Annotated in this window: 21 protein-coding genes; 13 read left to right on the top strand and 8 right to left on the bottom strand. The window is 67.2% G+C overall.

The features are described from left to right. Nucleotides 1-10 precede the first annotated feature (10 nt). Nucleotides 11-1924 carry a 1-deoxy-D-xylulose-5-phosphate synthase gene (dxs, locus tag AC1DZY_RS05165; protein WP_476819165.1) on the bottom strand — a complete coding sequence of 638 codons (1914 nt, stop codon included), beginning with the start codon at nt 1922-1924 and terminating at the stop codon, nt 11-13. A gap of 359 nt (nt 1925-2283) precedes the next feature. On the opposite strand from dxs, the gene AC1DZY_RS05160 reads away from it, so the two are divergent. From AC1DZY_RS05160 to AC1DZY_RS05150, 3 genes are all read left to right on the top strand, one after another. Next, nucleotides 2284-3795 (top strand): ABC transporter substrate-binding protein, encoded by a 1512-nt coding sequence (locus tag AC1DZY_RS05160; RefSeq protein ID WP_476819004.1) that lies wholly within the window; start codon nt 2284-2286, stop codon nt 3793-3795. 28 nt (nt 3796-3823) lie between these two features. Continuing rightward, nucleotides 3824-5236, top strand: coding sequence for an amidase (locus tag AC1DZY_RS05155; protein ID WP_476819003.1), 1413 nt, complete (start codon nt 3824-3826; stop codon nt 5234-5236). Between the two features lie 78 nt (nt 5237-5314). After that, nucleotides 5315-6538, top strand: coding sequence for an MFS transporter (locus AC1DZY_RS05150; RefSeq protein ID WP_476819002.1), 1224 nt, complete (start codon nt 5315-5317; stop codon nt 6536-6538). Nucleotides 6539-6542: 4 nt separating this feature from the next. Here the strand turns inward: AC1DZY_RS05150 and AC1DZY_RS05145 are convergent, their stop codons facing one another. Beyond that, a complete protein-coding gene (locus AC1DZY_RS05145) occupies nt 6543-7139 on the bottom strand; it encodes an amino acid synthesis family protein (protein WP_476819001.1) in 597 nt (198 codons plus the stop codon). Nucleotides 7140-7309: 170 nt separating this feature from the next. Here AC1DZY_RS05145 and AC1DZY_RS05140 point away from each other — a divergent pair, with 170 nt between their 5' ends. The 9 genes from AC1DZY_RS05140 (at nt 7310) to proX (ending at nt 17342) form a co-directional block, all read left to right on the top strand. Continuing rightward, nucleotides 7310-9100 carry a helix-turn-helix domain-containing protein gene (locus AC1DZY_RS05140; RefSeq protein ID WP_476819000.1) on the top strand — a complete coding sequence of 597 codons (1791 nt, stop codon included), beginning with the start codon at nt 7310-7312 and terminating at the stop codon, nt 9098-9100. Between the two features lie 117 nt (nt 9101-9217). Beyond that, the gene (locus AC1DZY_RS05135) at nt 9218-10207 is read left to right on the top strand and encodes a flavin reductase family protein (protein ID WP_476818999.1); all 990 of its coding nucleotides are present in this window, start codon (nt 9218-9220) and stop codon (nt 10205-10207) included. A gap of 5 nt (nt 10208-10212) precedes the next feature. Further along, entirely contained in the window at nt 10213-11724 is a 1512-nt protein-coding gene (locus AC1DZY_RS05130; RefSeq protein ID WP_476818998.1) for an aldehyde dehydrogenase, read from the top strand. A gap of 38 nt (nt 11725-11762) precedes the next feature. Then, nucleotides 11763-12851 (top strand): LLM class flavin-dependent oxidoreductase, encoded by a 1089-nt coding sequence (locus tag AC1DZY_RS05125; RefSeq protein WP_476818997.1) that lies wholly within the window; start codon nt 11763-11765, stop codon nt 12849-12851. Between the two features lie 33 nt (nt 12852-12884). Beyond that, entirely contained in the window at nt 12885-13700 is an 816-nt protein-coding gene (locus AC1DZY_RS05120) for an alpha/beta fold hydrolase (protein WP_476819164.1), read from the top strand. Then, nucleotides 13697-14011, top strand: a complete 315-nt coding sequence (locus AC1DZY_RS05115) for an NIPSNAP family protein (protein ID WP_476818996.1) — start codon at nt 13697-13699, stop codon at nt 14009-14011. Before AC1DZY_RS05120 ends, AC1DZY_RS05115 begins: the two co-directional genes overlap by 4 nt. A 148-nt stretch (nt 14012-14159) precedes the next feature. Then, nucleotides 14160-15281 (top strand): quaternary amine ABC transporter ATP-binding protein, encoded by a 1122-nt coding sequence (locus tag AC1DZY_RS05110; protein WP_476818995.1) that lies wholly within the window; start codon nt 14160-14162, stop codon nt 15279-15281. Beyond that, nucleotides 15268-16209, top strand: coding sequence for an ABC transporter permease (locus AC1DZY_RS05105; protein WP_476818994.1), 942 nt, complete (start codon nt 15268-15270; stop codon nt 16207-16209). Before AC1DZY_RS05110 ends, AC1DZY_RS05105 begins: the two co-directional genes overlap by 14 nt. Nucleotides 16210-16307: 98 nt before the next feature. Then, nucleotides 16308-17342 carry a glycine betaine/L-proline ABC transporter substrate-binding protein ProX gene (proX, locus tag AC1DZY_RS05100; protein ID WP_476818993.1) on the top strand — a complete coding sequence of 345 codons (1035 nt, stop codon included), beginning with the start codon at nt 16308-16310 and terminating at the stop codon, nt 17340-17342. Between the two features lie 130 nt (nt 17343-17472). Here proX and AC1DZY_RS05095 read toward each other — a convergent pair whose 3' ends face one another. The 4 genes from AC1DZY_RS05095 to AC1DZY_RS05080 form a co-directional block, all read right to left on the bottom strand. Then, the gene (locus AC1DZY_RS05095; protein ID WP_476818992.1) at nt 17473-18393 is read right to left on the bottom strand and encodes a pirin family protein; all 921 of its coding nucleotides are present in this window, start codon (nt 18391-18393) and stop codon (nt 17473-17475) included. Nucleotides 18394-18417: 24 nt separating this feature from the next. Next, nucleotides 18418-18699, bottom strand: coding sequence for an exodeoxyribonuclease VII small subunit (locus AC1DZY_RS05090; protein ID WP_476818991.1), 282 nt, complete (start codon nt 18697-18699; stop codon nt 18418-18420). A 61-nt stretch (nt 18700-18760) separates the two neighbouring features. Next, on the bottom strand, nt 18761-19225 hold the full coding sequence (locus tag AC1DZY_RS05085; RefSeq protein ID WP_476818990.1) for an Lrp/AsnC family transcriptional regulator: 465 nt from the start codon (nt 19223-19225) through the stop codon (nt 18761-18763). Nucleotides 19226-19384: 159 nt separating this feature from the next. Continuing rightward, complete coding sequence (locus AC1DZY_RS05080; RefSeq protein ID WP_476818989.1) at nt 19385-19897, bottom strand: tyrosine phosphatase family protein; 513 nt, start codon at nt 19895-19897, stop codon at nt 19385-19387. A 136-nt stretch (nt 19898-20033) separates the two neighbouring features. Here AC1DZY_RS05080 and AC1DZY_RS05075 point away from each other — a divergent pair, with 136 nt between their 5' ends. Next, nucleotides 20034-20591, top strand: a complete 558-nt coding sequence (locus tag AC1DZY_RS05075) for a thioesterase family protein (protein WP_476818988.1) — start codon at nt 20034-20036, stop codon at nt 20589-20591. On the opposite strand, the gene AC1DZY_RS05070 is transcribed toward AC1DZY_RS05075, so the two are convergent. Together AC1DZY_RS05070 and AC1DZY_RS05065 are read right to left on the bottom strand one after the other, a co-directional pair. Beyond that, nucleotides 20580-21092 carry an HPP family protein gene (locus AC1DZY_RS05070; RefSeq protein ID WP_476818987.1) on the bottom strand — a complete coding sequence of 171 codons (513 nt, stop codon included), beginning with the start codon at nt 21090-21092 and terminating at the stop codon, nt 20580-20582. The two genes, AC1DZY_RS05075 and AC1DZY_RS05070, sit on opposite strands and share 12 nt — an antisense overlap. 10 nt (nt 21093-21102) lie before the next feature. Next, a complete protein-coding gene (locus AC1DZY_RS05065) occupies nt 21103-24678 on the bottom strand; it encodes a PAS domain-containing hybrid sensor histidine kinase/response regulator (protein ID WP_476818986.1) in 3576 nt (1191 codons plus the stop codon). Nucleotides 24679-24744: the final 66 nt, after the last annotated feature.

Below are 24744 nucleotides of genomic sequence, written 5' to 3'. Positions count from 1 at the left end.
CTCGACGGTTTCAGGCGCGCTTGATGGCGCTGGGCACACCGAGCGCGCTCTCGACGGTGCGCACGATGCCGGCGGCGTCGAGCCCGGCCTGGGCATACATCGCCTCGGGCTTGTTCTGGTCCTGGTAGATGTCGGGCAGAGTCAGCGTCCGGACCTTCAGTCCGCCATCGAGCATGCCGGTGCGGGCGAGCAGATGCAGCACATGGCTGCCGAAGCCGCCGACCGAGCCTTCCTCGACCGTGACCAGAATCTCATGCTCGCGCGCGAGCCGCAGGATCAAAGCCTCGTCGAGCGGTTTGGCGAAGCGCGCATCGGCGACCGTCGCCGAGAGGCCGCGCTGGCCGAGTTGTTCCGCCGCCAGCAGGCATTCCGCCAGCCTTGTGCCCAGCGATAGCAGCGCGACGCGCGTGCCTTCGCGGACGATCCGGCCCCGGCCGATTTCGAGGGGCTCGCCGAATTGCGGCATCTCGACGCCGACGCCTTCGCCGCGCGGATAGCGCAGTGCGATCGGCCCCTCGTCGAAGGCCGCGGCGGTCGCGACCATATGGGTCAGTTCGGCCTCGTCGGCCGCGGCCATCACCACCATGTCGGGCAGGCAGGCGAGATAGGCGACGTCGAAAGCGCCTGCATGGGTCGCGCCATCGGCCCCGACCAGCCCGGCGCGGTCGAGCGCGAAACGGACGGGGAGCTTCTGCAGCGCAACATCGTGCACGACCTGGTCGTAGGCGCGCTGCAGGAAGGTCGAGTAGATCGCGCAGAACGGCTTGTAGCCTTCGGTCGCCAGGCCCGCCGCGAAGGTCACCGCATGCTGCTCGGCGATGCCGACATCGAAGGTCCGGCCCGGAAATTCCTTGCCGAAGGCATCGAGCCCGGTGCCGGACGGCATCGCGGCGGTGACGGCGACGATCTTGTCGTCCTTGCGCGCTTCCTTGATCAGGGCGTTGGCGAAGACGCCGGTGTAGCTCGGCGCATTGGCCGGAGCCTTGGCCTGCTGACCCGTGACGGGGTCGAACTTGACGACGCCGTGGTATTTGTCGGCGCTGGCCTCGGCCGGCGCATAGCCCTTGCCCTTCTGCGTCACGACATGAACGAGGACAGGGCCTGATTCGGCATCGCGGACATTGCGCAGCACCGGCAGCAGATGGTCGAGATTGTGTCCGTCGATCGGCCCGACATAGTAGAAGCCGAGCTCCTCGAAGAGCGTGCCGCCGGTCCAGAAACCGCGCGCATATTCTTCCGTCCGCTTCGCCTTCTCATGGAAGAAGCGCGGCAGCTTTTCGGCGAGGTATTTCGCGACCTCGCGCAGCGAACGATAGGTCCGGCCCGAGACGAGCCTTGCAAGATAGGCCGACATCGCCCCGACCGGCGGCGCGATCGACATGTCGTTGTCGTTCAGGATCACGATCAGGCGCGAGCCGAGCGCGCCGGCGTTGTTCATCGCCTCATAGGCCATGCCGGCCGACATCGCGCCGTCGCCGATTACTGCGATGACGTTGTTGGGTTTGCCCGAAAGGTCGCGGGCGACCGCCATGCCGAGGCCGGCCGAGATCGAGGTCGAGGAGTGCGCCGCGCCGAACGGGTCGTATTCGCTCTCCGTCCGTTTGGTGAAGCCCGACAGACCGCCGGGCTGGCGCAGCGTGCGGATGCGGTCGCGCCGGCCGGTCAGGATCTTGTGCGGATAGGCCTGGTGGCCGACATCCCAGATCAGCCGGTCCTTTGGCGTATCGAAGACATGGTGCAGCGCCACGGTGAGTTCGACGACGCCGAGCCCCGCGCCAAGATGGCCTCCGGTGACGGAAACGGCGTCGATCGTCTCGAGCCGCAATTCATCCGCGAGCTGGCGCAGATCGCTCTCGGGCAGCTTGCGCAGATCCTGAGGCGTATGGACGCGGTCGAGGAGCGGGGTTTGCGGGCGCGTGGTCACGGTCACGGTCTATCGCATCGCCGCATGGCGGCACAAGGGCAGGGCGGCAGACTGCGCATGCGTGCGGCACACTGCCGCCACACGCGCCAGCGTCTTCGGCGCAACCATGAGCAGAGGCTTCGCCGGAGGTCGCGAGGACGTGTCCATGAGCCGCTCGTGACTGGCCCGCAACTTGCGTTTTCCCCTGCCAGTCGCCATTCGCGCCGTCGCGCCAGATTCGGTCACAGGAGCCCACATGAGCACGCCCTCGCCCGTTCGCTGTCGCCGCCAGACACCTCCTGAAGGGGTTTGCCGTCGGTGCGTTGGCCACCGCCATCCTGTCTGCGCAGCCAGCCGGCGCCCAGACGCTGCGGATCGCGATGACCGCCTCGGATATCCCGACCGCGACCGGCCTGCCCAATAACGGCTTCGAGGGCATGCGTTTCCTCGGCTACCCGATTTTCGAGGGGTTGATGCTGTGGGATCTGACGCGCACCGACAGGCTCTCTGAACTGCGTCCGGGCCTCGCCGAGCGCTGGGAGCAGGCCGCCGACGACCCAAAGACCTGGATCTTCCACCTGCGCCGCGGCGTGAAATTCCATGACGGTACGGATTTCAACGCCGACGCCGTGGTCTGGAACCTCGAACGCTATTTCAACAAGGATGCGCCCCAGTTCGAGCCGCCGGCCGCCGGCATCACCCGCGCCCGCATCCCGGTGATGGGCTCCTACAGGAAGATCGACGACCACACCGTGTCGATCACGACGACGCAGCCCGCCTCCTATTTCCCCTATATGGCGGTCTACATTCTCTTCACCTCGCCTGCCTCCTTCGAGAAGGCCGGGAAGGACTGGGCCAAGGTCGCGGCGCTGCCGGCCGCCGGCACCGGCCCGTTCCGCATCACCAGCGTGGTGCCGCGCGAGCGCGTCGAACTCGCCCGCAACGACGCTTATTGGGACGCGGCCAAGAAGGCGAAGGTCGAGAAAGTCGTGCTCCAGCCGATCCCGGAGGCCAATGCTCGGCTTGCGGCGTTGCGCGCCGGCCAGGTCGACTGGATCGAAGTGCCGCCCGCCGACGGCATCCCCTCGCTGAAGCAGGCCGGCTTCTCGATCGTCACCGGCTCATACCCGCATGTCTGGCCGTGGTTCTTCAATATCGGCGCGACCAACAGCCCGCTCAAGGACGTCAGGGTCCGGCAGGCGCTGAACTATTGCGTCGATCGCGCCGGCATCGTCGAACTGCTCAACGGCACGGCCGAGCCCTCGGTCGGCTGGCTCAAGGCGAGCGACCCGAATTTCGGCAAGCCGGAGAACCGCTATGCGTTCGATCCCGCCAAGGGCAAGAAGCTGCTGGCCGAAGCGGGTTTCAGCGCGAGCAAGCCGCTCTCCTTCAAGGTGATGATCTCGACCTCGGGCTCGGGCCAGATGTCGCCGCTGCCGATGAACGAGTTTCTGCAGGCCAGTCTCAAGGAGGCCTGCGGCGTCAATGTCGAGTTCAACGTCTCGGAATGGCAGGTGCTGCTCAACGCGATCCGCGCCACGCCCGACAGCCCGAGCCTGTCGGGCTCGCTGGCGCTGAACGTGTCCTCGCCCTCGTCGGATGCCGGCGTGATGGCGCGCTATTTCCTCGCCGCCAATTTTTCGCCCAACGGCTTCAATTTCGAGCAATGGAAGGATGACGGCTTCGAGGCCGCCTTCGCCAGGCTGTCGACCGCGACCGACCCCAAAATCGTCGCCGAGCAGACCGCCGCCGCCCATGAACGGCTCGTCGACAACCCGCCCTGGCTTTACATCGTCCACGACCTCAACCCGCGCGCCATGTCGGGCAAGGTCAAGGGCTTCGTCTCGCCGCAATCCTGGTTCGTCGACCTGACCCTCGTGAGCATGCAGTAAGGCCAAAGAGCGTGCCAAAGGTGATCCCATGAACGACGCCGCCCACCGCCCGACCGAACTCGCCTTCGAGCCGGCCCATGTCCTTGCCCGCGAGATCGCCGCGCGGCGCATCTCGCCGGTCGAGGTCGTCGATGCGCTGCTGCGGCGGATCGACCGGCTGGAACCCAAACTGCAGGCCTTCGTCGCGGTCTATGGCATGGATGCAAGGCTCGCCGCCGAAGGCGCCGACAAGGCGATCCGCTCGGGCCATGCGGTCGGTCCTCTCCATGGCGTGCCGGTCGCATTGAAAGACCTGATCGAGCTGGAGGGGCGCGTCACCACCGGCGGTTCGGCAAACTGGCGCACCCGTCGCTCGCCGGTGACCGCAACCATCGCGCGCAGGATGATCGCGCAGGGCATGATCGTGCTCGGCAAGACCCACACCGTCGAGTTCGCCTTCGGCGGCTGGGGCACAAACCAGCATATGGGGACGCCCCGGAACCCATGGGATGCAGTACACGCGCGCACGCCCGGCGGCTCCAGCAGCGGTTCGGGCGTCGCGGTCGCGGGCCGGCTCGCGCCCTGGGCGATCGGCACCGACACCGGCGGCTCGGTACGCCTGCCGGCTTCCTTCTGCGGGTTGACGGGACTGAAGCTCACGATCGGACGGGCCTCGACCTATGGAATCCTGCCGCTTTCAACCTCGCTCGATACGCCGGGTCCCATGGCGCGCGATGTCGAGGACGTGGCGCTGCTCTACAATGTCATGCAGGGGCCCGATCCGCTCGATCCCAACACGCGCGGCATCCTGCCGATCGACCCGATGCCGGTGCTGAAGCGCGGCGTACGCGGCTTGCGGATCGCGCGCATGCCGGCCTCGGAGCGACAGGGCGTCGATGCCGAAATCCTTGCGGCCTATGACGGTTCGCTCGCGACCCTTGCCGGGCTCGGCGCCGAGATCGTCGATGTCGATCTGCCCTTCGCCTTCGCGGATTTCCTGAGATCGCAGGCGATCCTCGAAGCAGAGGCCTATTTCAACGACGGCGTCATCGCGGAGAATGCCACTGCGGCGATCGACGATGCGGTCAGGGCGCGCGTGCTGGCGGGCGCGACGGTGCCGGCGCAGGCCTACCTCGCCACCAGGCAGCACCAGGTCGACTGCAAACGGCTGATGGCGAATGCCCTTGCCGGTATCGACGCGCTGTTGACGCCGAGCACTGCGATGGCGGCGATCAGGCTCGACGCGGTCGATCAGGATGTGATGCCCTCGCGCTTCACCCGCTTCGGCAACTTCCTCGAGATGTGCGCCCTGTCGTTGCCGAACGGCTTCAACACCGAGGGCTTGCCGCTCTCGCTGCAAATCTGCTGTCCGGGCTACGAGGAAGCAACCGCGCTGCGCATCGGCTACGCCCTGCAGCAGGCGACGGATTATCATCTGAAGGTGCCGCCGATGGTGGCGTGAGCGGACACAGGAAACGGGTGGGTTCCACCGCGGCGTGATGGGAAAGCTTGTCTCACCCGCAAGCAGGAACTCATCACCATGTCCTCGCCACTCCCGCTCGCCTTGCTCGTCGCCGGCGTCGCCTCGCAATTCGCCGACAAGCTGGCCCTCGACACGATCTCGCTGGCGGCGACGCAGAGCGGGGCCAGCCCCCGGCTCGTCGGCCTGCTGGTCGCGGCGCAATCGGCGGCCTGGCTCCTGGTCTCGCTGCCGGCCGGCGTCTTCGCCGACAGGGTTGCGCCGCGCGCGCTGATCATGCTCGGCGGCGCTCTGATGCTGGCGGGTTCGCTGGCCGGTGCGGGCCTGCTGGCGCTGGGCGCCGTCGGCTGGGCGCTGGCGCTCTCGACCTTCGTCGCGGCGTCCGGCCCCGTGGTGATCGCTTTGTCGATCTTCGTGCTGCTGCCGCGCATGGTCGCGGTCGCCAGCCTGCCGCGCGCCAATGGCCGGCTCGAACTCGGCCGCGCCTGCTTCAGCCTTGCCGCGCCGCTGATCGCGGGCTGGGCGGTCGCTCATGGCGTCGGGTCGCTCGGGCTCGGCCTTTGCGCGGTTCTGGGAGCAGCCGTGCTGGTCGTCGCGACGCGCCTGCCGGGCGACCGTCCCGAGGCAGCGCCGCGCCAACCCTTGCATCGCGCCATCGCGGAAGGCGGCGCGTTCGTCCTGCGCCACCCTTATCTCCGGCCGATCGCGTTTTGCGCCATCGGCTGGAACATGGCCTTCTTCGCCTTCCTCGCCATGGTCACGCCCTATGCCGCCCGCGTTCTCCTGCTCACGCCGGAGGCGATCGGGCTTGCATCCTCCGTCTATGGCGCGGGGCTGGTCGTCGGCGCGCTGAGCGGTCCCGCCCTGATCGCACGGCTGCCGACAGGCCCGCTGCTGGTCTTCGGCCCGGCCTCGTCCCTGATCGGCGCTGGGCTGCTCGCCCTCGCGCCGCCGGCGCTGGGCTCAGCCGTGCTGGCCTTCGCCTTCTTCCTGTTCGGCTTTGGCCCGATTCTCTGGTTCATCGTCCAGACCAGCCTGCGTCAGGCCGTGACACCGAAGGCTCTGCTCGGTCGCGTCAGCGCCACGCTGACGACGGCGATGTACGGCATGCGGCCGGTCGGCGCGCTCGCCGGCGGGCTTGCCGGCGAATGGTTCGGGCTTCAGGCGGCCATATGGCTGCCGGTCGTGCTCTTCGCCTTCTCGACGCTGGCGATCCTGGCCTCGGCCATGCCGGGGCTGAAGGCGATGCCGGAAGGCGAACTCACCCTTCAGGCGGCGGAGTAACGCTTCAGGCGCGCGCCCCTGCGGCTTCGCTCTCCATCTCGGCCATGTCCTGGAACCGGTCGGCGATGCGCGGATGCGCCCGGCCGCCATCGGACGCGCCGATCGCGATCAGGATCTCGTCGGGCCCCGGCGCGTCGCTGATCTGGAAGGTCGCGGTCAGGAAGTGCGAGCGCTTGCCGRTCTCACTCTTGTGGATCATCGGCAGGCACAGCAGGGCGCCGGGGCCGACGCGCGTATTGGTGAAGCTCAGGAAGGCCGTGCCCTGGGCCGCCTCGCGATACATGTTGCCGAAGCGCAGCGTGTGGATCAGCGCCGAGCCATGCTCGATCTCGCCGTTGACGCCGACGGAGGCCGCCTTGCCATAGGCCTCGATCCGGTCGGCGGGCATCAGCGCGGTGAGCCGTCGCGTCATCTCGACGCCCAGCGGCGGCGCGAGGCGCAGGATGTCGGGCCGCAGGTTCTCGACGAAGCCTTTGCCGGCCCACGGGTTCTTCAGCACGGCGGCGACCACGATCATGGTGATCGGCCGATCGGTCGCCTTGCCGCCCTCGATCATGGTTTCCTCAACGAAGGTCGCGATCTTGCGAAGACCCAGTTCCATGTCCGTTCGTCCCTCGTCGGCAATGTCCGTTCAGCCGAGATTATGGGGGCGGTCTGCGCTTTCCTTCCTTCGGTCCGATGGAAGAAGCAGTTCCCGCTTCCGCGATACGCTGTAGCATCGAGGGCTCAGCGTCGTGAAAGGCGGGCCGTATGCCGGACCAGACATCTCAGATGCGGTCGTTGCGGGATGTCGCCAGCCGGATCAACTCCGGCGGCAATCTCGATGCGATCCTGAAGGACCTGATCCAGGCGGCCTGCGAGCATGGCGGCTGGCAGATGGGCTCGGTCATGGCGGTCGATGCCGCGCGCGGCCATGCCTTTGTCATCGTCAGGCACGATCCGACCTTGCTGCGTCGACCGCTCGAGGATCGCTGGGAGCTGGCGACAAGCCCGGCCATGATCGCCTTGCAGCGCAACGAGCCGGTTTATATCCGCGATGCGCGGGCCTCCGACGAATTTCCCGGCTACCGGCGCGAGGCCTTCGAGCGCGATTACCGCACCGTCCTCGTGCTGCCGATGAGCTGTGCCGATGCCGAAGGCCGGCCCATGGTGCTCAACGTCGTCTCGCGCACGGTCACCGAGGTTTCGGGCGAGGATCTCGCCTTCATGGGGATGATCGTTCATCTCGGCGGCATCGCGGTCGAGCGCGAGCATCGCCACCGCGCCCAGGCGCAGGCGGCCGAGCGCCTGCAGGCTGCGCTTCAGGCGCAAGCCTCGCTACTGCAGCAGGTGCTGTCGGGCGGTACGACCGCGTCGCTTGCGGCGAGGCTGGCCGATCTGGTGCCGAGCCCCATCGTCGTCGTCGACTTCGCCGGCAACAGCCTGATGGCCGGGCGTTCACCCGACAAAGCCACGTTCGACGACGATGCCTGGCGAGAGGCGGTGGAAGGTGCCTTCAGCGCTCAGATTGCCATGGCGGCGCGCGACAGCGTCGGGCGCGGCGGGTCCGGGCCGATCAGGCTGCGTATCGACGACGGCAAACGCAAATTCGAGCTCCCCGCTCGGGTCGAGCCGCTCAGCGTCGATGGCGACGCGGTTGGCGCGATCATGGTGTTTGCGACCTCCGCTGTGCCGGGCGACCTCGAATTGCTGATGCTGGAAAGCGCCAAGTTCGCGCTCAGCGTCCAGATGATGCGCAGCGTCATCCGGTTCCGTTTCGAGACGCGCACGCTGACCGAACTGTTCTTCGAGATCGTCGAGCGGCGCTGGCGCGACGCCGACGACCTGATGCACCGCGCGAGGCGGCTCGGCCTGTCGCTGTCGCAGTCCGCGCGCATGGTCGTGGTCGATTTCCCCGATCGTCCGGCGGGCGCGGCGGACGTCTCGGTCGAATGCCATCATGCCGTGGTCAGGCTGGCGCGCCAGCACAATGTTCCGGCGACCGTGATCACCGTCGGCGGCGGCCTCGTCTGCCTGCTGCCCCAGGATGGCGGCGTCGATCAGGAGCGGCAGGGACGGCTTGCGCGACGCATCGCGGAGACCCTGCGGCACAGCTTCGGGCGCGAGCCCATCGTCGTGCTCGGCGGCGCGTGCGAGGGGCACGAGGCCTATCCCAAGGAATGGGAGCGTTGCTGGCGCATGATCCGCATCGCGCGCGCCTTCGGGCGCACCGGCGTGCTCTCCGCCCCGGATTTCGGGCCGATGCCGATGCTGATCGGCGCTGCCGACTCGACCGAGGTCCGAAGCTTCGTCGAAGGCTGCATCGGCGCGATGGTCGCGCATGACCGGGCTCACGGCACGCCCTATCTGGAGACGCTTGCGGCCTATGTCCGCGAAGGCTGCCGCAGCCAGCCCTGCGCCGACGCGATGGGCCTGCATGTGACGACGCTGCGCTACCGGCTCGGGCGGATCAACGACCTCTTCGGCATCGACGCCGAGACGCCCGAGCGGCGCTTCGCCCTCGAACTCGCGATCCGGCTGCACTGCGTCATCGAGAACACGGCGGCGACGCCGGGCGTCTGATCCTGCCGCGAGACGCAGAACTCTTTTCGCAAACCGTCCTCCGGTTCGCAGGAAGAACGGTATGGCCTCGCCTCGTAGCGTCCTCGTCGCGATCACCGATCCTTCGAGACGAAGCGAATGCTGGCTCCCGCACCACACCATCCCACGACGATCGATCCGCTGGCGCTGCGCCGCGCGTTCGGCACCTTCGTCACCGGCGTCACCGTGATCACGACGCATGACGCGCAGGGCAATCCGCGCGGCATGACCGCGAATTCCTTCACCTCGGTCTCGCTCGATCCGCCGTTGCTGCTAGTCTGCGTCGGCAAGAGCGCGGCGAGTTTCTCGGCCTTCAACACCTCGCCCTGCTTTGCCGTGAACCTGCTGCATGAAGGCCAGATCGAGGTTTCCAATCTCTTCGCCTCGAAGGCCGCCAACAAGTTCGAGGCGGTCAACTATGACCGCGTCCATACCGGCGCGCCGGTGCTGACCGACTGCCTGAGCTGGTTCGACTGCGTCGTCCACAGCCGCGTCGACGCCGGCGACCATGTCGTGCTGCTCGGCGAGGTCCAGGCCTTCGGCACGAGTCCGGTCGCCCCGCTCGGCTTCTGCCGGGGCCGCTACGCCAACATCAAGGATCCGCTGCCGCCCGGCTGGCTCGCCTCGCACGGCATGATCGTCGGTTATCTGATCGAGGCCGACGGCCATCTGCTGCTCGCGAGCGATGGCAAGGGCGGCTGGGTGCTCCCGAGCGCGCCGCGCCGGATCGCCAACGACCGCCTGCACATCGAGGGCGGCGAGGCGCTGACGCTGCTGCCCGACGACACCTTCCTCTATTCGGTCTTCGACGTCGCCGATGGCGATCCGGGCTACCTGATTTACCGGGCAAGGCTGGCGCAGGAGCCGGCCGGCGTAGCCCTGCCGGCGAATTTGCGCTTCTTCCCCATCGACCAGCTTCCCTTTGAGGCGATCCCGACCCGCGAAATCCAGGCGATGCTGCGCCGCTATGCCCGCGAGAGCGCCAGCAAGCGCTTCGGCATCTACATGGATTCCCATGATGGCGGGCGGCTCGCCATGGTCGGCGAGGCCCAGCCCTGGGCCACGGCACCCACCCCCGATCTCGGCTGAGCGACATGAAAACCACTGTCAGGACACTCGAAGGCTCACGCCAGGACCTGTTCATCGACGGCCGCTTCGTCGCGCCCAAAAGCGGCGTCTATGTCCCGAGCTACGACCCCACCACCGCGCAGCCCTGGTACGAATTCGCGCAGGGTGATGCGGCCGATGTCGAGGCCGCCGTACGCTCGGCCCGCGCCGCGCTGATCAACCCGGCCTGGCGTCGGCTGACCCAGACCGATCGCGGCAAGCTTGTGCGCAGGCTCGCCGATCTCGTGCTGGAGAACGCCGACGAACTGGCGCTGATGGAGTGCCGCGACAACGGCAAGCTGCTCAAGGAGATGAAGGCCCAGATGCGGGCCATCCCGGATTCCTATCTCTATTTCGCGGGGATGGCCGACAAGCTCCAGGGCGACACGATCCCGGTCAACAAGCTCGATACGCTGAACTTCAACCTGCGCGAGCCGATCGGCGTGGTCGGCATGATCATCCCGTGGAACTCGCCGCTGATGATGCTGACGGGCACGCTGGCGCCCTGTCTCGCCATCGGCAACACCATCGTCATCAAGCCGTCCGAACATGCCAGCGCGTCGACGCTGGCGCTGGCCGAGCTGGTGATCGAGGCCGGCATTCCGCCCGGCGTCGTCAACGTGGTGACCGGTGACGGCGCGACGACCGGCGAGGCGCTGACGCGCCATCCCGGCATCGCCAAATACGTCTTCACCGGCAGCACCGCGACGGGCCGCAGGATCGCAGCCAACGCGGCGGCCAACCTGGTGCCCTGCCAGATGGAGCTCGGCGGCAAGTCGCCCCATGTCGTCTTCGGAGACGTCGATGTCGAGCGCGCCGTGAACGGCGTCGTTTCCGGCGTCTTCGCGGCGGCGGGCCAGACTTGCGTCGCCGGCTCGCGCTGCTTCGTCGAGGCCTCGATCTATCCCCGCTTCGTCGAGGCGCTGGTCGAGCGCACGCGCCGCGTCAAGGTCGGCCATCCGCTGGCCGAGGATACCGATATCGGGCCGCTGGCGCTTTCAGCCCAGCTCGACAAGGTCGAGGGCTATGTCGCGTCGGGCGTGCGCGAGGGCGCGACGATCGCGGCCGGCGGGCGCAAGCCGCAGGACGAAGACCTCGCTTGCGGCTGGTATTTCGAACCGACCGTGATGACCGATGCCAGCAACGAGATGAGTTTCATGCGCGACGAGATCTTCGGCCCCGTCGTCGGCGTGGTGCCGTTCTCGAGCGAGGACGAGATGATCGCACTCGCCAACGACACCGAATACGGCCTCGCCTCCGGCGTCTGGACGAAGGATATCGACCGCGCCATGCGCTTTGCCCGCAATGTTGAGGCCGGCACGGTCTGGATCAACACCTACCGCTCCGCCGCCTACATGTCCGCCAATGGCGGCACCAAGAAGAGCGGCTACGGCCGGCGCGGCGGCTTCGAGGTCATGCGCGAGTTCTCGCGGCTGAAGAACGTCGTGATCGACTACTCCGGCGCCATGCAGGACCCGTTCGTGATCCGCCTGCGCTGACCCGCTCCAGAACCTTCAGCCCGATCCCGGAGGCCATCATGAAATTCGCCGTTTCGATCAGCATGGAGCGCTTCTCGCCCCAGGACAGGATGTCGGACGCCATCGCCAATCTGCGCGCACTGGCGCGGCTCGCCGACGAGGGCGGCTTCGAGACGTTGTGGACTGCCGAGCACCACACCATCGAGTGCACGATCTCGCCCAATCCCTTCCAGACCCTGACCTGGCTTGCCCAGCATACAGACCGGATCAGGCTCGGCACCGCGACGCTGGCCGCGCCCTACTGGTCGCCGATCAGGCTCGCCGGCGAGGCGGCGCTCTGCGACCACCTGACCGGCGGACGCCTCGAATTCGGCATCGCGCGTGGCGCCTACCAGTACGAGTTCGACCGGATGGCAGGCGGCATCCCCCAGCAGGAGGGCGTCGGCTACATGAAGGAACTGGTCCCGGCCGTACAGAAGCTCTGGGCCGGCGACTACGCCCATGACGGGCATTACTGGCAGTTCCCGCTCGCGACATCCGTGCCCAAGCCGCTGCAGCAGCCCCATCCGCCGATCTGGGTCGCGGCGCGCGACCCCGGCACCTTCGACTGGGCGATCAGCATCGGCGCCAGCATCCTGTCGACGCCGCTGTCCTCGCCGCCGGCCGAGGTCTCGGTACTCGGCGAGAAGTTCCGCAAGGCGGTCGCCGATCATCCCGGCCGGCCGCGCCCGCGCTTCATGATGCAGCGGCGGACCTGCGCCTATGATCGGCCGGGCGACTGGGAGGTGGCGGTGCGCCACAGCGTCGATTACGGCCGCTATTTCGAGAACCTGATGCAGAACATCGGCGCGGTGAAGAATGGCTTCCCCGAAGCCGTGCCGTTCGATGCCGTCGCCAATCGCGCCAACTATAATCCGCAGGCGATCCGCGACAATCTGATGTTCGGCACGCCCGACGAGATCGTCGAGAAGCTCCAGATCTACGAGGACGAGGGCGTCGACCAGTATTGCCTCGGCCTGTCCTTCAACCTGCCCTTCGCCTTGCAGGTCAAGACGCTGCGGCTGTTCATCGATGAGGTGATGCCGCATTTCGCGATGCGCGAGCGCGACCGGCAGCGCGCGCCGCGCGTCGCCGCAGCGGGGCACTGAGCCATGGGCGTGGCGATGCGGGCTCCAGACGAGATGGCGGCTGCGACGAGCCTGACCGTTGGTGGCGTCACCCTGAACTACCGGCTTCAGGGCAGTGGGACGCAGGCGCTGGTCTGCATCCATGGCGTCGGCTCCTATTGCGAGGCGTGGGACGGGATCGTCGCGCGGCTGTCCGACAGGTTCCGCATCCTGACATTCGATCTGCGCGGGCATGGCGGCTCGACACGGGTGAAGGGGCGCTACGAGATCGACGATTTCGTCGGTGACGTGCTGGCGCTCGCCGACCATGTCGGTTTCAAACGCTTCCACCTCGCCGGGTTTTCGCTCGGAGGGCTGATTGCGCAACGCCTCGCGTTGACCCATCCCGACAGGCTCGACCGCCTCGCCCTGCTCGCAACGGTGGCCGGTCGCAATCAAGACGAGCGCGAGCGCGTCGCGGCCCGGCTCGCCGCGCTGCAGGCCGGCGAGCGCGGCTCGCACTACGACGCATCTCTTTCGCGGTGGCTTACGGAAGGCTTCCAGGAGCGCAATCCGCAGCTGATCGCGCGGTTGCGCGAGCGCAACGCCGGCAACGATCCCGATTGCTACGCCGCAGCCTACCGCGTGCTGGCGCAGACCGATCTCGGCGATGCGATAGGCCAGATCCGCGCGCCGACGCTGATCGCGACAGGCCAGGACGATCAGGGCTCGAACCCGCGCATGGCGCGCTTCATGGCGGGGCGGATCGCCGGCTCGCGCCTGCACATCCTGCCGGGCCTGCGCCATTCCATCCTGATGGAAGCGCCCGATGCGGTCGCCGACCTGATGCGCGACTTCCTGATCGGATGCGACGGAGAAGGAAAACCATGATCGTCGAGGAACGCAACTACCGTATCCGCAACGGCAAGATGGGACGCTATCTCCAGCTCGTGCGCGAGGAGGGCCTGGCAATCCAGCAGCCGATCCTCGGTCATCTCGTCGGCTATTTCACCACCGAGATCGGCACGCTCAGCCAGATCACGCATCTCTGGGCCTATGCCGACCTCGCCGACCGTGCGCGCCGGCGCCAGCAACTGGCGGATGATCCGCGCTGGCAGGCGTTCCTGCCCAAGCTCGCGGAGACCATCGAGCAGGCCGAGAACCGCATTTTGCTGCCGACCGATTTTTCGCCGCTGAAATGAGATCGCCCACTGGGAAGCAGCCTGCATTTCCGGTGGTCGCGATGATCGTTGTGGTGCGACGTCCTCTGTATCGCAGGAAGACCGATCCGGTGCCGCAATCGTTTACTTGGCGAGCGCGCGGGCAAGGCATGACGCAAGGGAGGCATCGGTGACCGAGCGGCTGCAGATCCAGAACCTGTGCAAGGTATTCTCGAAGACGCCCGAGCGCGCGCTCGCGCTGCTCGCGGCCGGCGGCGACAAGGACAGCGTCTTCGAACAGCTCGGCCAGGTCGTCGGCCTGCACGATGTCTCGCTGAGCGTGCCTTCGGGCGCGATGTACATGGTCATGGGCCTGTCGGGCTCGGGCAAGTCGACGCTGGCGCGCTGCATCAACCGGCTGAACGAGCCGAGCTCCGGCAGGATCCTGCTCGACGGCCGCGATATCGTCGCGCTCGACGAAGCCGAACTGCGCGAGGTCAGGCGCACCCGCATCTCCATGGTCTTCCAGCATTTCGCGCTCCTGCCCAACAAGCGCGTCATCGAGAATGTCGAGTTCGGGCTGAAGCTGCGCGGCGTCGGCCTGCAGGAGCGCCGCAAGCGCGCCGACGAGGTTCTCTCCGTCGTCGGGCTGGCACGCTGGGGCTACCATTATCCGCACGAGCTCAGCGGCGGCATGCGCCAGCGCGTCGGCCTGGCGCGGGCGCTGGCGACGGACGCCGACATCCTGATCATGGACGAGGCCTTCAGCGCGCTCGACCCGCTGATACGCACCGAGATGCAGGACGAATTGCTGCGTCTGCAGCGCACCTTCAACAAGACCATCCTGTTCATCACCCATGATTTCCAGGAGGCGTTGAAGCTCGGCACGCGGATCGCGATCATGTCGGAGGGCCGGTTGGTCCGTGAGGGCACGCCGCAATCGATCGTGCTCGACCCCGGCAGCGACTATGTCGCCGCCTTCACACGCGAGGTCGACCGGGCAAGGCTGTTCGATGCGCGCTCGGTGATGCGCCCGATCGCGGAGCATCCGCCGGGCTTCGTGCTCGCAGGCTTCGTGCTCGATGGCGAGCAGCGCGTCGTCGGCTCGCTGGACGGTGCCGGGCCGATCTGCGTGCCCGCGGACACCAAGCTCGTCGAAGTGGCGGCGCGCTACCGCGACGGCCAGTCGATCGGCGTCGTCGACGACGACGGCCGGCTCATCGGCATGCTCGGCCCGGAGCAGATCCTGTCCCGCATCGCCTCGCGTCCCGCGCAGGTTGCGTCCGCCGGAGGCCACCATGTTCAAGGCTGACGATCTCGCCGTCTTTCCGGTCGACAAATGGATTCAGGAGGGCGTGCAATGGGTCGCGCTCAACCTGCGCCCGGTCTTTCTCGCCATCAAATGGCCGGTCGAGGCGCTCCTGACCTTCAATGACTATGTGCTGCACGCGATCCCGTTCCCCGTCATGGTGATCGGGATGTTCCTGCTGGCCTACAGGCTGGCCAGCACCGGCATTGCCGCGTTCAGCGCGATCTCGCTCGTCGTCATCGCCTTCATCGGCGTCTGGGCCGAGGCGATGACCACGCTGTCGCTGATCGCGACCGCCATTCTGTTCTGCGCGGTGATCGGCATACCGATCGGCATCTGGTGCGCCCGCAGCGACCGGGTCTGGAGCATCGTGCGCCCGGTCCTCGACATCATGCAGACGACGCCGACCTTCGTTTATCTCGTACCGGTGGTGATGCTCTTCGGCGTCGGCACGGTGCCCGGCGAGGTCGCGGTGGTGACGGCCGCCGCCCCGCCGCTGATCCGCTTCACCAATCTCGGCATCCGCATGGTCGAGCACGAGATCGTCGAGGCTGGTCTCGCCTTCGGCGCCAATCCCCGGCAACTGCTCTGGGAGATTCAGCTGCCGCTGGCGATACCGACGATCCTTGGCGGCCTCAACCAGACCGTGCTCACCGCGATGGTGATGTCGGTGGTCGTCGCGATGATCGGCGCGGAAGGCCTTGGCCTCGTCGTGCTGCAGGGCCTCGGCCGGCTCGATGTCGGGCGCGCTGCCGTCGGCGGCATCGCCATCGTGCTGCTCGCCATGATGCTCGACCGCATCACCCAGAAACTGGCCGAGCCGAAGCGCGGCAAGCAGAGCTCGCTGCTGCGCAGCGTGCTGACCTTCATCCGCGGCGAGCGCTTCGAGCAGCCGATCGGCGCGCGCGTCGAAACCCGGCAGGCGAGCTAGCGACGGGCAGCAGACCCGCCGAATGGCGGGCAGGGGAAACCAACCAAGATCGAATGATCGACAGCCGTGAAATCGACAGCAAAGAGCAGGAGAATCCGATGATCAAGAGCACATTTCTCAGGACCGCCGCCGCAGCCGCCCTGGCTGGCCTCCTGCTGCAGGCGGCCCCCGCAGGCGCGCAGGAGATGCCCGGCAAGGGCAAGACCGTGCGTTACGCCCAGAGCGACAGCCTCGGCGCCAACTACGTCACCGCGCAAATCATCATCAAGGCGATGAAGGCGCTGGGCTACGAGGTGAAGTTGAGCACGCTCAACACCACGCTGTTTTTTCAGGCGGCCGGCCAGGGCGATCTCGACCTCGCCACCGACGTGAACATGCCCCAGCGCGAGCCCGCCTTTCGCGCCATCGAGAAGCAGGCCGAGATCGTCACCGCCGGCATGATCGTCGGCGGCGGCATCAACGGCTATCTGATCGACAAGAAGACCGCCGCCGCCCACAACATCACCACGCTCGAGCAGATGAAGGACGCCAAGCTCGCGGGCCTGTTCGGCAAGGACGGCAAGGCCGACCTGATCAACTGCGATCCGGGCTGGAGCTGCGGCGACGTGGTCGATTTCCAGCTCGACAAGTTCGGCCTCAAGGACACGGTGCGTTCCGTGCGCGGCAAATACGAGGCTCTGATGGTCGAGACCGTGGCGCGGGTGAAGCGCGGCGAACCGGCCTTCTTCTATGCCTGGAGCCCGTCCTGGGTGAACAACGCGCTGGTGCCGGGCGAGGACGTGGTCTGGCTGCCGACGCCGGCCGACGCGCTGCCGCCATCCGTGCCCAACAAGGGTTCTGCTCTCGTCAACGGCGTCAAGGGTTGCGCCGGCGGGGCCGATCCCTGCCGCATGGCGATGTCGTCCTGGAACTGGGCAGCCGTCGCCAACAAGGACTTCGTCGCCGCCAACCCGGCGATCAAGACCCTGATCCAGAACGTTAAATTCCCGCTGGCGACATGGTCGGGCTGGGAGTTCAGCATCAACAAGAACGGCGCCAGCTCGGCGCTCGTCACCAAGATGGCCGATGACTGGATCGCAGCCAACAAGGCCGACTTCGACGGCTGGATCAGCGCGGCGCGGGTGGTCAAATGATCTGAAGCCAGCTGATTTTACACATAAGCACCGCCGTCATTCCGGATCAGCGCGGCTTCGCCGCTCGTCCGAAATGACGGCGGTGGTTCCATCAAAAACAGCATGCTCCAAAGCCTGTGACGGTACCGGCTCAGCCCTCGGGCAGCGGAATGAACTCCGTCTCGTCGCCGGGCACGGTGTCGAAGCGGCCGGACTTCCACTCGGCCTTGGCCTGGTCGATGCGCTCCTTCGAGGAGGAGACGAAGTTCCACCAGATATGGCGCGGCCCGTCCATCGGCTCGCCGCCGACCAGCATCAGCCGACTCTGGTCGAGGCTGAGGATCGAGATGCGGTCGCCGGGCTTGAAGATCAGCAATTGCCCCGGCCCGAACTCGTCGCCGGCGATGTCGATGCGGCCGGCGACGATATAGACCGCGCGTTCCTCATGGTCGGCGTCGAGCGGCAGGATCGCGCCGGGCGAAAGCACCGCCTCGGCATAAAGCACGTCCCACGGAAATTTCACCGGGGAGGTCTCGCCATAGGCCGAGCCCATGATCAGGCTGATGCGCTTTCCGCCTTCGACGATGCGCGGCAGCTCAGGTGCGGCATGGTGGATGAACTCGGGCGCAATCTCCTCATGCGTCTTCGGCAGTGCGAGCCAGGCCTGGATGCCGTAGAGCTTCGGGCCGCTGGCGCGCGCCTCCAGCCCGGTGCGCTCCGAATGGACGATGCCGCGCCCCGCCGTCATCAGGTTGACCGCGCCGGGCTTGATGGCGAGCGCCGTGCCCAGCGAGTCCCGGTGCATGATCTCGCCGTCGAAGAGATAGGTCACGGTCGAGAGCCCGATATGGGGATGCGGGCGCACGTCGAGCCCCTCGCCGAGATGGAATTCGGCCGGCCCCATCTGGTCGAAGAAGATGAACGGCCCGACCATCTTGCGCCCGATCGAGGGCAAGGCGCGCCGGACCGAAAACCCGCCGAGATCGCGCGCACGCGGCACGATCACCTGCTCGATCGCCTGGCAGGAGCGGGCGTCGCCCGGTACGGGGTCTTCGGCGGGAAGTTCGGACATGGAGCGATGCTCTTTTTTGAAGACCTACTTGTCGACGTCCAGCGCCGTCACTCCCGTCGGCTTGCCGTCGGCGCCCAGCGTGATCTTCTCGATGCGGGCTTCGGCCTGCTTCAGCAGGGCGTCGCAGCGCGCCTTCAGCGCCTCGCCGCGGGTGTAGATGTCGATCGATTCCTCAAGCGCTACATCGCCGCGTTCGAGCCGGGCGACGATCGCCTCGAGCTGCTTCAGCGCCTCCTCGAAGGGCAGGGCGGCGATGTCGGCATTGGCCTTCGGGTCGGTCTTTGAGTCGGTCTTGGCTTCGCTCACGGCATGATTCCCATTTGAGCCGACCATATCAGTCTTCGCGCTTTGTTCCGCAACCCCGGTCTCACACCGGCAGGGCCGAACTCTTCTTGATGGTGCGCAGCGTCAGTGTCGACTGCACCCGGGTGACGCCCGGCAGTTGCGTGATGATGTCGGTGTGGATGCGCTCGAAATCGGCGCTGTCGCGGTAGATCACCCGCATCAGATAGTCATGCGCGCCGGCCAGCAGATGGCATTCCAGAATCTCCGGCAGGTTCTGCACGGCCTGCTCGAAACCCTCCAGCGAGGCGCGGCCCTGCTGGTCGAGCGTGACGAAGACGAAGGCCGTGCCGGGGAAGCCTGCGATCTTGTCGTCGAGCATCATCGCATAACCGCGAATGAGGCCGCTCTCCTCAAGCTGCCGGACGCGTCGCAGACAGGCCGAGGGCGAAAGATGCACCTTCTCGGCAAGGTCGGAATTGGTAATCCGCCCGTCCATCTGCAGGATGCGCAGGATGGATCGGTCGCGGGAGTCGAGTTCGATCGTCATGATGTCAGGCCAGCCCCTTTTGCGCGATGCTTTGTCGCAAAACCGGGCGGGTGCAAGCAATATTCTGCGCCTGAAGTGAATAAGTGCGGCGCGATGCACGCAAAGCGCGCGACAACCCGCACGAAGCTGCCGCGCGGGTCGACGGTTTTCAGGCCTCGGTCAGGCCAGCGGGAGCTGGAACGGCGTGCCCTCGAACGCATCCGCGCCGCGCCCGATCCGCTCGATCGCGGCGCTCATCGCGCCGCGCCTGCCAAGCATCTCGTCGGCGATGGCGACGAGTCGCGCATTGGGCGTGGCCGAGGGCGAGACGGCGCGCAGATGCGTCGCGATCTCCTCCTCGTCACGCGCCGGCGACAGCGCGCAGGCGGTGATGAAGGCGGCAGCCGTCGAGCGGCTGATGCCGGCCCAGCAATGGATCACCAGCGGGGCGTTGCGATCCCACTCGCCGACGAAGCGCAGGAAGCGCTCGACATGCTCCTGCGCCGGCACGATATGGCCGTCTATCGGCGCGGTGATGTCGGACATGCCGAGGAAGAGATGGCGCTCGGGCGAAATGCCGGGCGGGCGCTCGACCACGGTATTGACGTTGATCAGCGTCACGACATGGCTGGCGCGCACGCTCGCCACGGTCTCGTGCAACCTCGCCAGCGAGGAAACGTGCAAGGTCGGCATGCCGGTCTGTCCTGTCGGTCGCGGCGCTGGCTGAGGCGTCGCCTGCGTTGAATCACCGGCCATCCTATCGACTTCATCGGCTTCCCCGCTAGAAGCTGTCCTGCGTTCCGCTTCAGCCAACGTCGAAAAGGCCACGATGAATCTCTGGTTCCGCCTGATCTGGCTCCTGCTGACGACGCCGTTTCGTCCACGCTTGAAGGCTTTCGAGCCGTCGCTGCTGCCTTTTCGCGTTTGGCCGCATGATCTCGACACCAGCCTGCATATGAACAATGGCCGCTACTGGTCGCTGATGGATCTTGGCCGCACCGATCTGATGCTGCGCACCGGGCTCTGGCGCGCCGTGCTGCGCCATCGCTGGGTCCCTGTGGTGAACGCCGGCACGATCCGCTTTCGCCGCGAGTTGCGGCTGTTTCGGCCGTTCCGGATCGAGACCGCGATCCTGTGCTGGAACGAATCCTGGCTGGTGATGCAGCACCGCCTCCTGAGCAGGGGGCGCGGCGGCGAGGAGATCGTTGCAGCCCACGCGCTGGTTCGCGCCGCGCTCTACGACCGGGGCAGCCGCAGCTACGTCCCGGTGGCGCGGCTGATGTCGGAAATCGGCCTGGAGGTTGAGAGCCCGGAGCCCGGGCCTGATGTCGTCGCCTTCCTCGCTTCGGAAGAGGCGATGCGTCAGGCGGGTGCGTCAGGACGCTGAGGCCCGCGACACCCTCCGCCAGAGCATGGAAAAGCCCGCGAGCACGAGTGCGCCAGGGACCACGATGAAGGCGAGGAAATCCAGCCCGAGATCCTGATGCACGATCAGCAGCGGATCGATGCCGGCCGGCGGATGCATGGTCCGGGTCAGATGCATTGCCGTCGCTGAGATTCCCACGGCAAGCGCTACGGCGAGCGCCGAATGACCAAGCAGCGCCGAGACGCCATAGCCGGTCAAACTCGCGATCAGATGCCCGCCGATCAGCGCACGCGTCCGCGCCGGCTCCGCATCGGGCAGGCACAGCACGAGCACGATCGAGGTCACGAACGGGATCAGCGCCAGCGGCTTGCCGAAGGCGTCGGCCGTGACCTCCATCGCGCCGATGGCGAGCGCCGTCCCGACGCCTCCGAGCAGGCCAGCTCTCAGGAAGGGCGGCATGGCGCGTGCGGGCGACAGGCGGTTGCGGAAGGCGTCGCGCCAGCCCGATGACGGTTCGCTCATCTGTCCGCCCTTACTCGGCCGCCAGCCGCGTCGCGCGCCATTGCGCCAGCAGCGCCCGCAGCGCGCCGGGCTTCAGCGGCTTGTTCAGCAGATGGACTTCCAGCGCGGCGGCGGCCTCGCGCACCTGCGGCGAGCGGTCGGCCGTCAGCAGGATCGCGGGCAGAGGTCCGCCCAAGCGCTCGCGCATCGTGCTGATCGCGGTCAGGCCATTGCCATGGTCGAGATGATAGTCGGCGATCACGACATCGGGCGTCCCGTCCGTGCGGAGCGACTGCAGGCCCTCATCCTGACCCGCCGCGGTCGCGACCGTGCAGCCCCAGCCTTCGAGCAGGCGCTTCATCCCGTCGAGAATCGTCGGTTCATTGTCGATCACCAGCAGCCGCAGGCCAGCAAGCTGCCCGGCCGGCGCATTGCGCGGCGCCGCGCCCGTCGACATCGCCGGCAGCGGCGACGCACGCGGCACCAGCACGCAGAAGCGCGAGCCCCGGCCGGGAACGGAAGACAGCGTCAGTTTGTGGTCGAGCGTACGCGCAATGCGGTGGACGATCGAGAGTCCTAGCCCCAGTCCACGCGCCACCTTCGCGCCCTGCTCGAGTCGCTGGAACTCGCGAAACACAGTCTTCTGCTTGCTCGCGGGGATGCCGAGCCCGGTGTCTACAACCTCGACCGAAAGCTGCGCGCCGCGCCGCCGGCAGCCGACCACGACCTTGCCGCTCGGCGTGTACTTGATCGCGTTCGAGACCAGGTTCTGCAGCAGCCGGCGCAGCAGCCGCCGGTCGGAACGCAGCGTCAGATTGGTCGCGATGAAGACGAGCTTCAGCCCCTTGGCTTCCGCGCTCGGCTCGAATTCGCGCTGGAGCTGGCGCATCAGTTCGTCGATCCGGAAGGCGGTGATCTCGGGCTTGAGCGCTCCGCCATCGAGTCGCGAGATTTCGAGCAGCGCGGTCAGGATCTCCTCGACCGCATCCAGCGAGGCGTCGATGTTCTCGGCGAGATCGGGGCTGCCTGCCATCCGGTCGCGCTCGACCAGCGAGGTCGCATAGAGTCTGGCGGCGTTGAGCGGTTGCAGGATGTCGTGGCTGGCGGCGGCGAGGAAGCGCGTCTTCGAGGCATTGGCCTCTTCGGCCTCGGCCTTGGCGCGCTGGAGTTCGGTGTTGACCCGCAGGATCTCCTCGGTGCGCTCGGCGACGCGCAGCTCCAGACTCTCATTGGTGCGCTCCAGCTCCTCGTGCGCCTCCACGGACTGCGTGATGTCGGTATAGGTCGTGACCAGACCGCCATCGGGCAGCGGATTGGAGCGGATTTCGATGACCTTCTTGTCCGGGAAGAGCTTCAGCCGCACAGGTTCCCGGTCACGCACGAAGCTTTGCAGCCGCGCCGCCATCAGTTCGTCCTGTTCGCCATCGCCATAGGTTCCGCGTGCGGCATTGAAGCGCACGACCTCGTCGAGCCCGGTGCCGAAGCGCACCAGAGAGGGCGGCAGGTCGTAGAGCTCGATGAAGGCCTGGTTCCAGGCGAGCAGGCGCAGGTCGCGGTCGAGCACGGTGATGCCCTGGCCGGCATGGTCGAGCCCATGCTGGAGGATGTCGCGGTTGTATTGCAGCGCAGCCGATGCGTCGTCGAGCAGCTTGAAGGCGGCCTCGGTCGAAAGATTGCGCCGCCGCAGCAGCAGCGACAGCACGAGCCGCGACGAGGCGGCCCCGATCGCAGACGAGAGCAGGTGCTCGCCGAAGCGCAGCAGGTGGATGTCTGCCTCGCGATTGGCATTGGAGGCCTCGCCGCGCCCGCTGGCGAAATCCTCGAAGGCGCGCTGCGTCCGCTCCTGCCCGAGATAGCGCCCGATCGTCGATTGCAGTTCGGCCTCGGTGACGCTGGAGCGCCACAGCGAGAAGGATTGCGCCATCGTCGCCTTGTCCGATTCGACAAAGGCGTTGGCCTGCAGCCTCTCCATCGCATTGGCCGGTCGCAGCAGCGAGAAACCGCAATAGGCAAGGATGTTGAGGCCGAGGCTCCAGACGACGCCATGTGGCAGGGCCGGCAGATCGAGCCCCAGCAGCGCCTCGGGACGCAGGGCGGCGATGCCGAGCGGCCCCATCGCGACGATCTCGCTCCAGTAGTTGCCGGCATAGGCCAGGCTGGGCATCAGCAGGGTGTAGGCCCAGGTCGCGATTCCGATGGTCAGACCTGCCGCCGCGCCCAGCGCGGTGCCCCGACGCCAGACCACTCCGCCGAAGAAGGCCGGCGCGATCTGCGCCGTCGCGGCGAAGGAGAGCAGGCCGATCGAGACCAGCGCCGCCTCGCCGGCGGCCCGGTAGTAGGCATAGCCGAGCAGGATCACGACGAGGATCGCGACACGGCGGATGATCACGATCTGCGAGCCGAGGTCGCCGCCCGCTGTACCGTTGCTGCTTGCCCGCTTCGCCTTGAGCAGGGCCATCGAGCGATCGGGATCGCTGAGCACGCCGCGCCCGCGCAGCAGCAGCGGCATGACGAGATGGTTGGAGATCATGATCGCGAGCGCGACCGAGGCGACGATCACCATCGCGGTCGCAGCCGACAGGCCGCCGACGAAGACGAGCAGCGCCAGCAGCCCGGCCTCGCGCTGGAGCGGCAGCAGCAGCACGGTCATGTCGCGGTCGATCCCGGCGCCCGGCAGCAGCAATTCGCCCGCCATCGCCAGCGGCAGCACGAACAGGTTGATCAGGATCAGGTAGAGCGGGAACATCCAGGCGGCGCGGCGGACATCGCCGACATCGCGGTTCTCGACGATCGTCATGTGGAATTGGCGCGCCAGCAACAGCGAGGCGCAGCAGGAGAGCAGCGTCAGCGTCAGGAAGGTCGGCCAGTTCGAGGTGCGCTCCCACAGCGGGGCTGCGCCGCTCGGCAGCCTGGCGGCTTTCGTCAGCAGGTCGCCCGCGCCGTCGAACAGGCCGTAGACCACGAACAGACCCAGCGCGAGGAAGGCGACCAGCTTGATCAGCGATTCCACCGCGATCGCCAGCACGAGGCCGTCCTGATGCTCGGTCGCGTCGATGTGTCGTGTACCGAAGGCGCAGGCGAAGCCGGCAAGCACGATCGCGACGAGGAAGGCGAGATCGCTCAGCACCGGCACGTCTGGCGTCAGAGCGTGTCCGCCGGTCGCGGTCAGGAACACCGAGAGCGAATTGGCCACCGCCTTGAGCTGGAGCGCGATGTAGGGCAGCGCGCCGATCACCGCGACGATGCAGACCAGCGCCGCGACGCGCTCGCTCTTGCCGTAACGCGCGCCGACGAAATCCGCGATCGAGGTGATGTTCTGCGACTTGGCGATCTCGACGATGCGCGCGACGAAACGGTGGCCGAAGCCGATCACCAGGATCGGCCCGACATAGATGCCGAGGAAGTCGAAGCCCGCCCGGCTGGCGAAACCGACCGATCCGTAGAAGGTCCAGGAGGTGCAGTAGACGCCCAGCGCCAGCGCATAGACCGTCGCGCGCCCCCGTCCCGTCATCAGCCGCCGGCCCGACGTGTCGGCAAGATGGGCGACCGCAAACAGTGCGCACAGATAGGTCAGGGCCATCAGGATGACGGACCAGGCGGGAATCATCGGGCCTCCATCGCCGTCGAACCGGCGCGCCGTCGACCCTATCGGTCCCGGCAAAACCCCGCCAGA

The sequence above is a fragment of the Allobosea sp. P2_A10 genome (assembly GCF_056405115.1).
The sequence above is the reverse complement of the archived record's forward strand: the minus strand, read 5'-3'. Positions and strand labels throughout refer to the sequence as shown.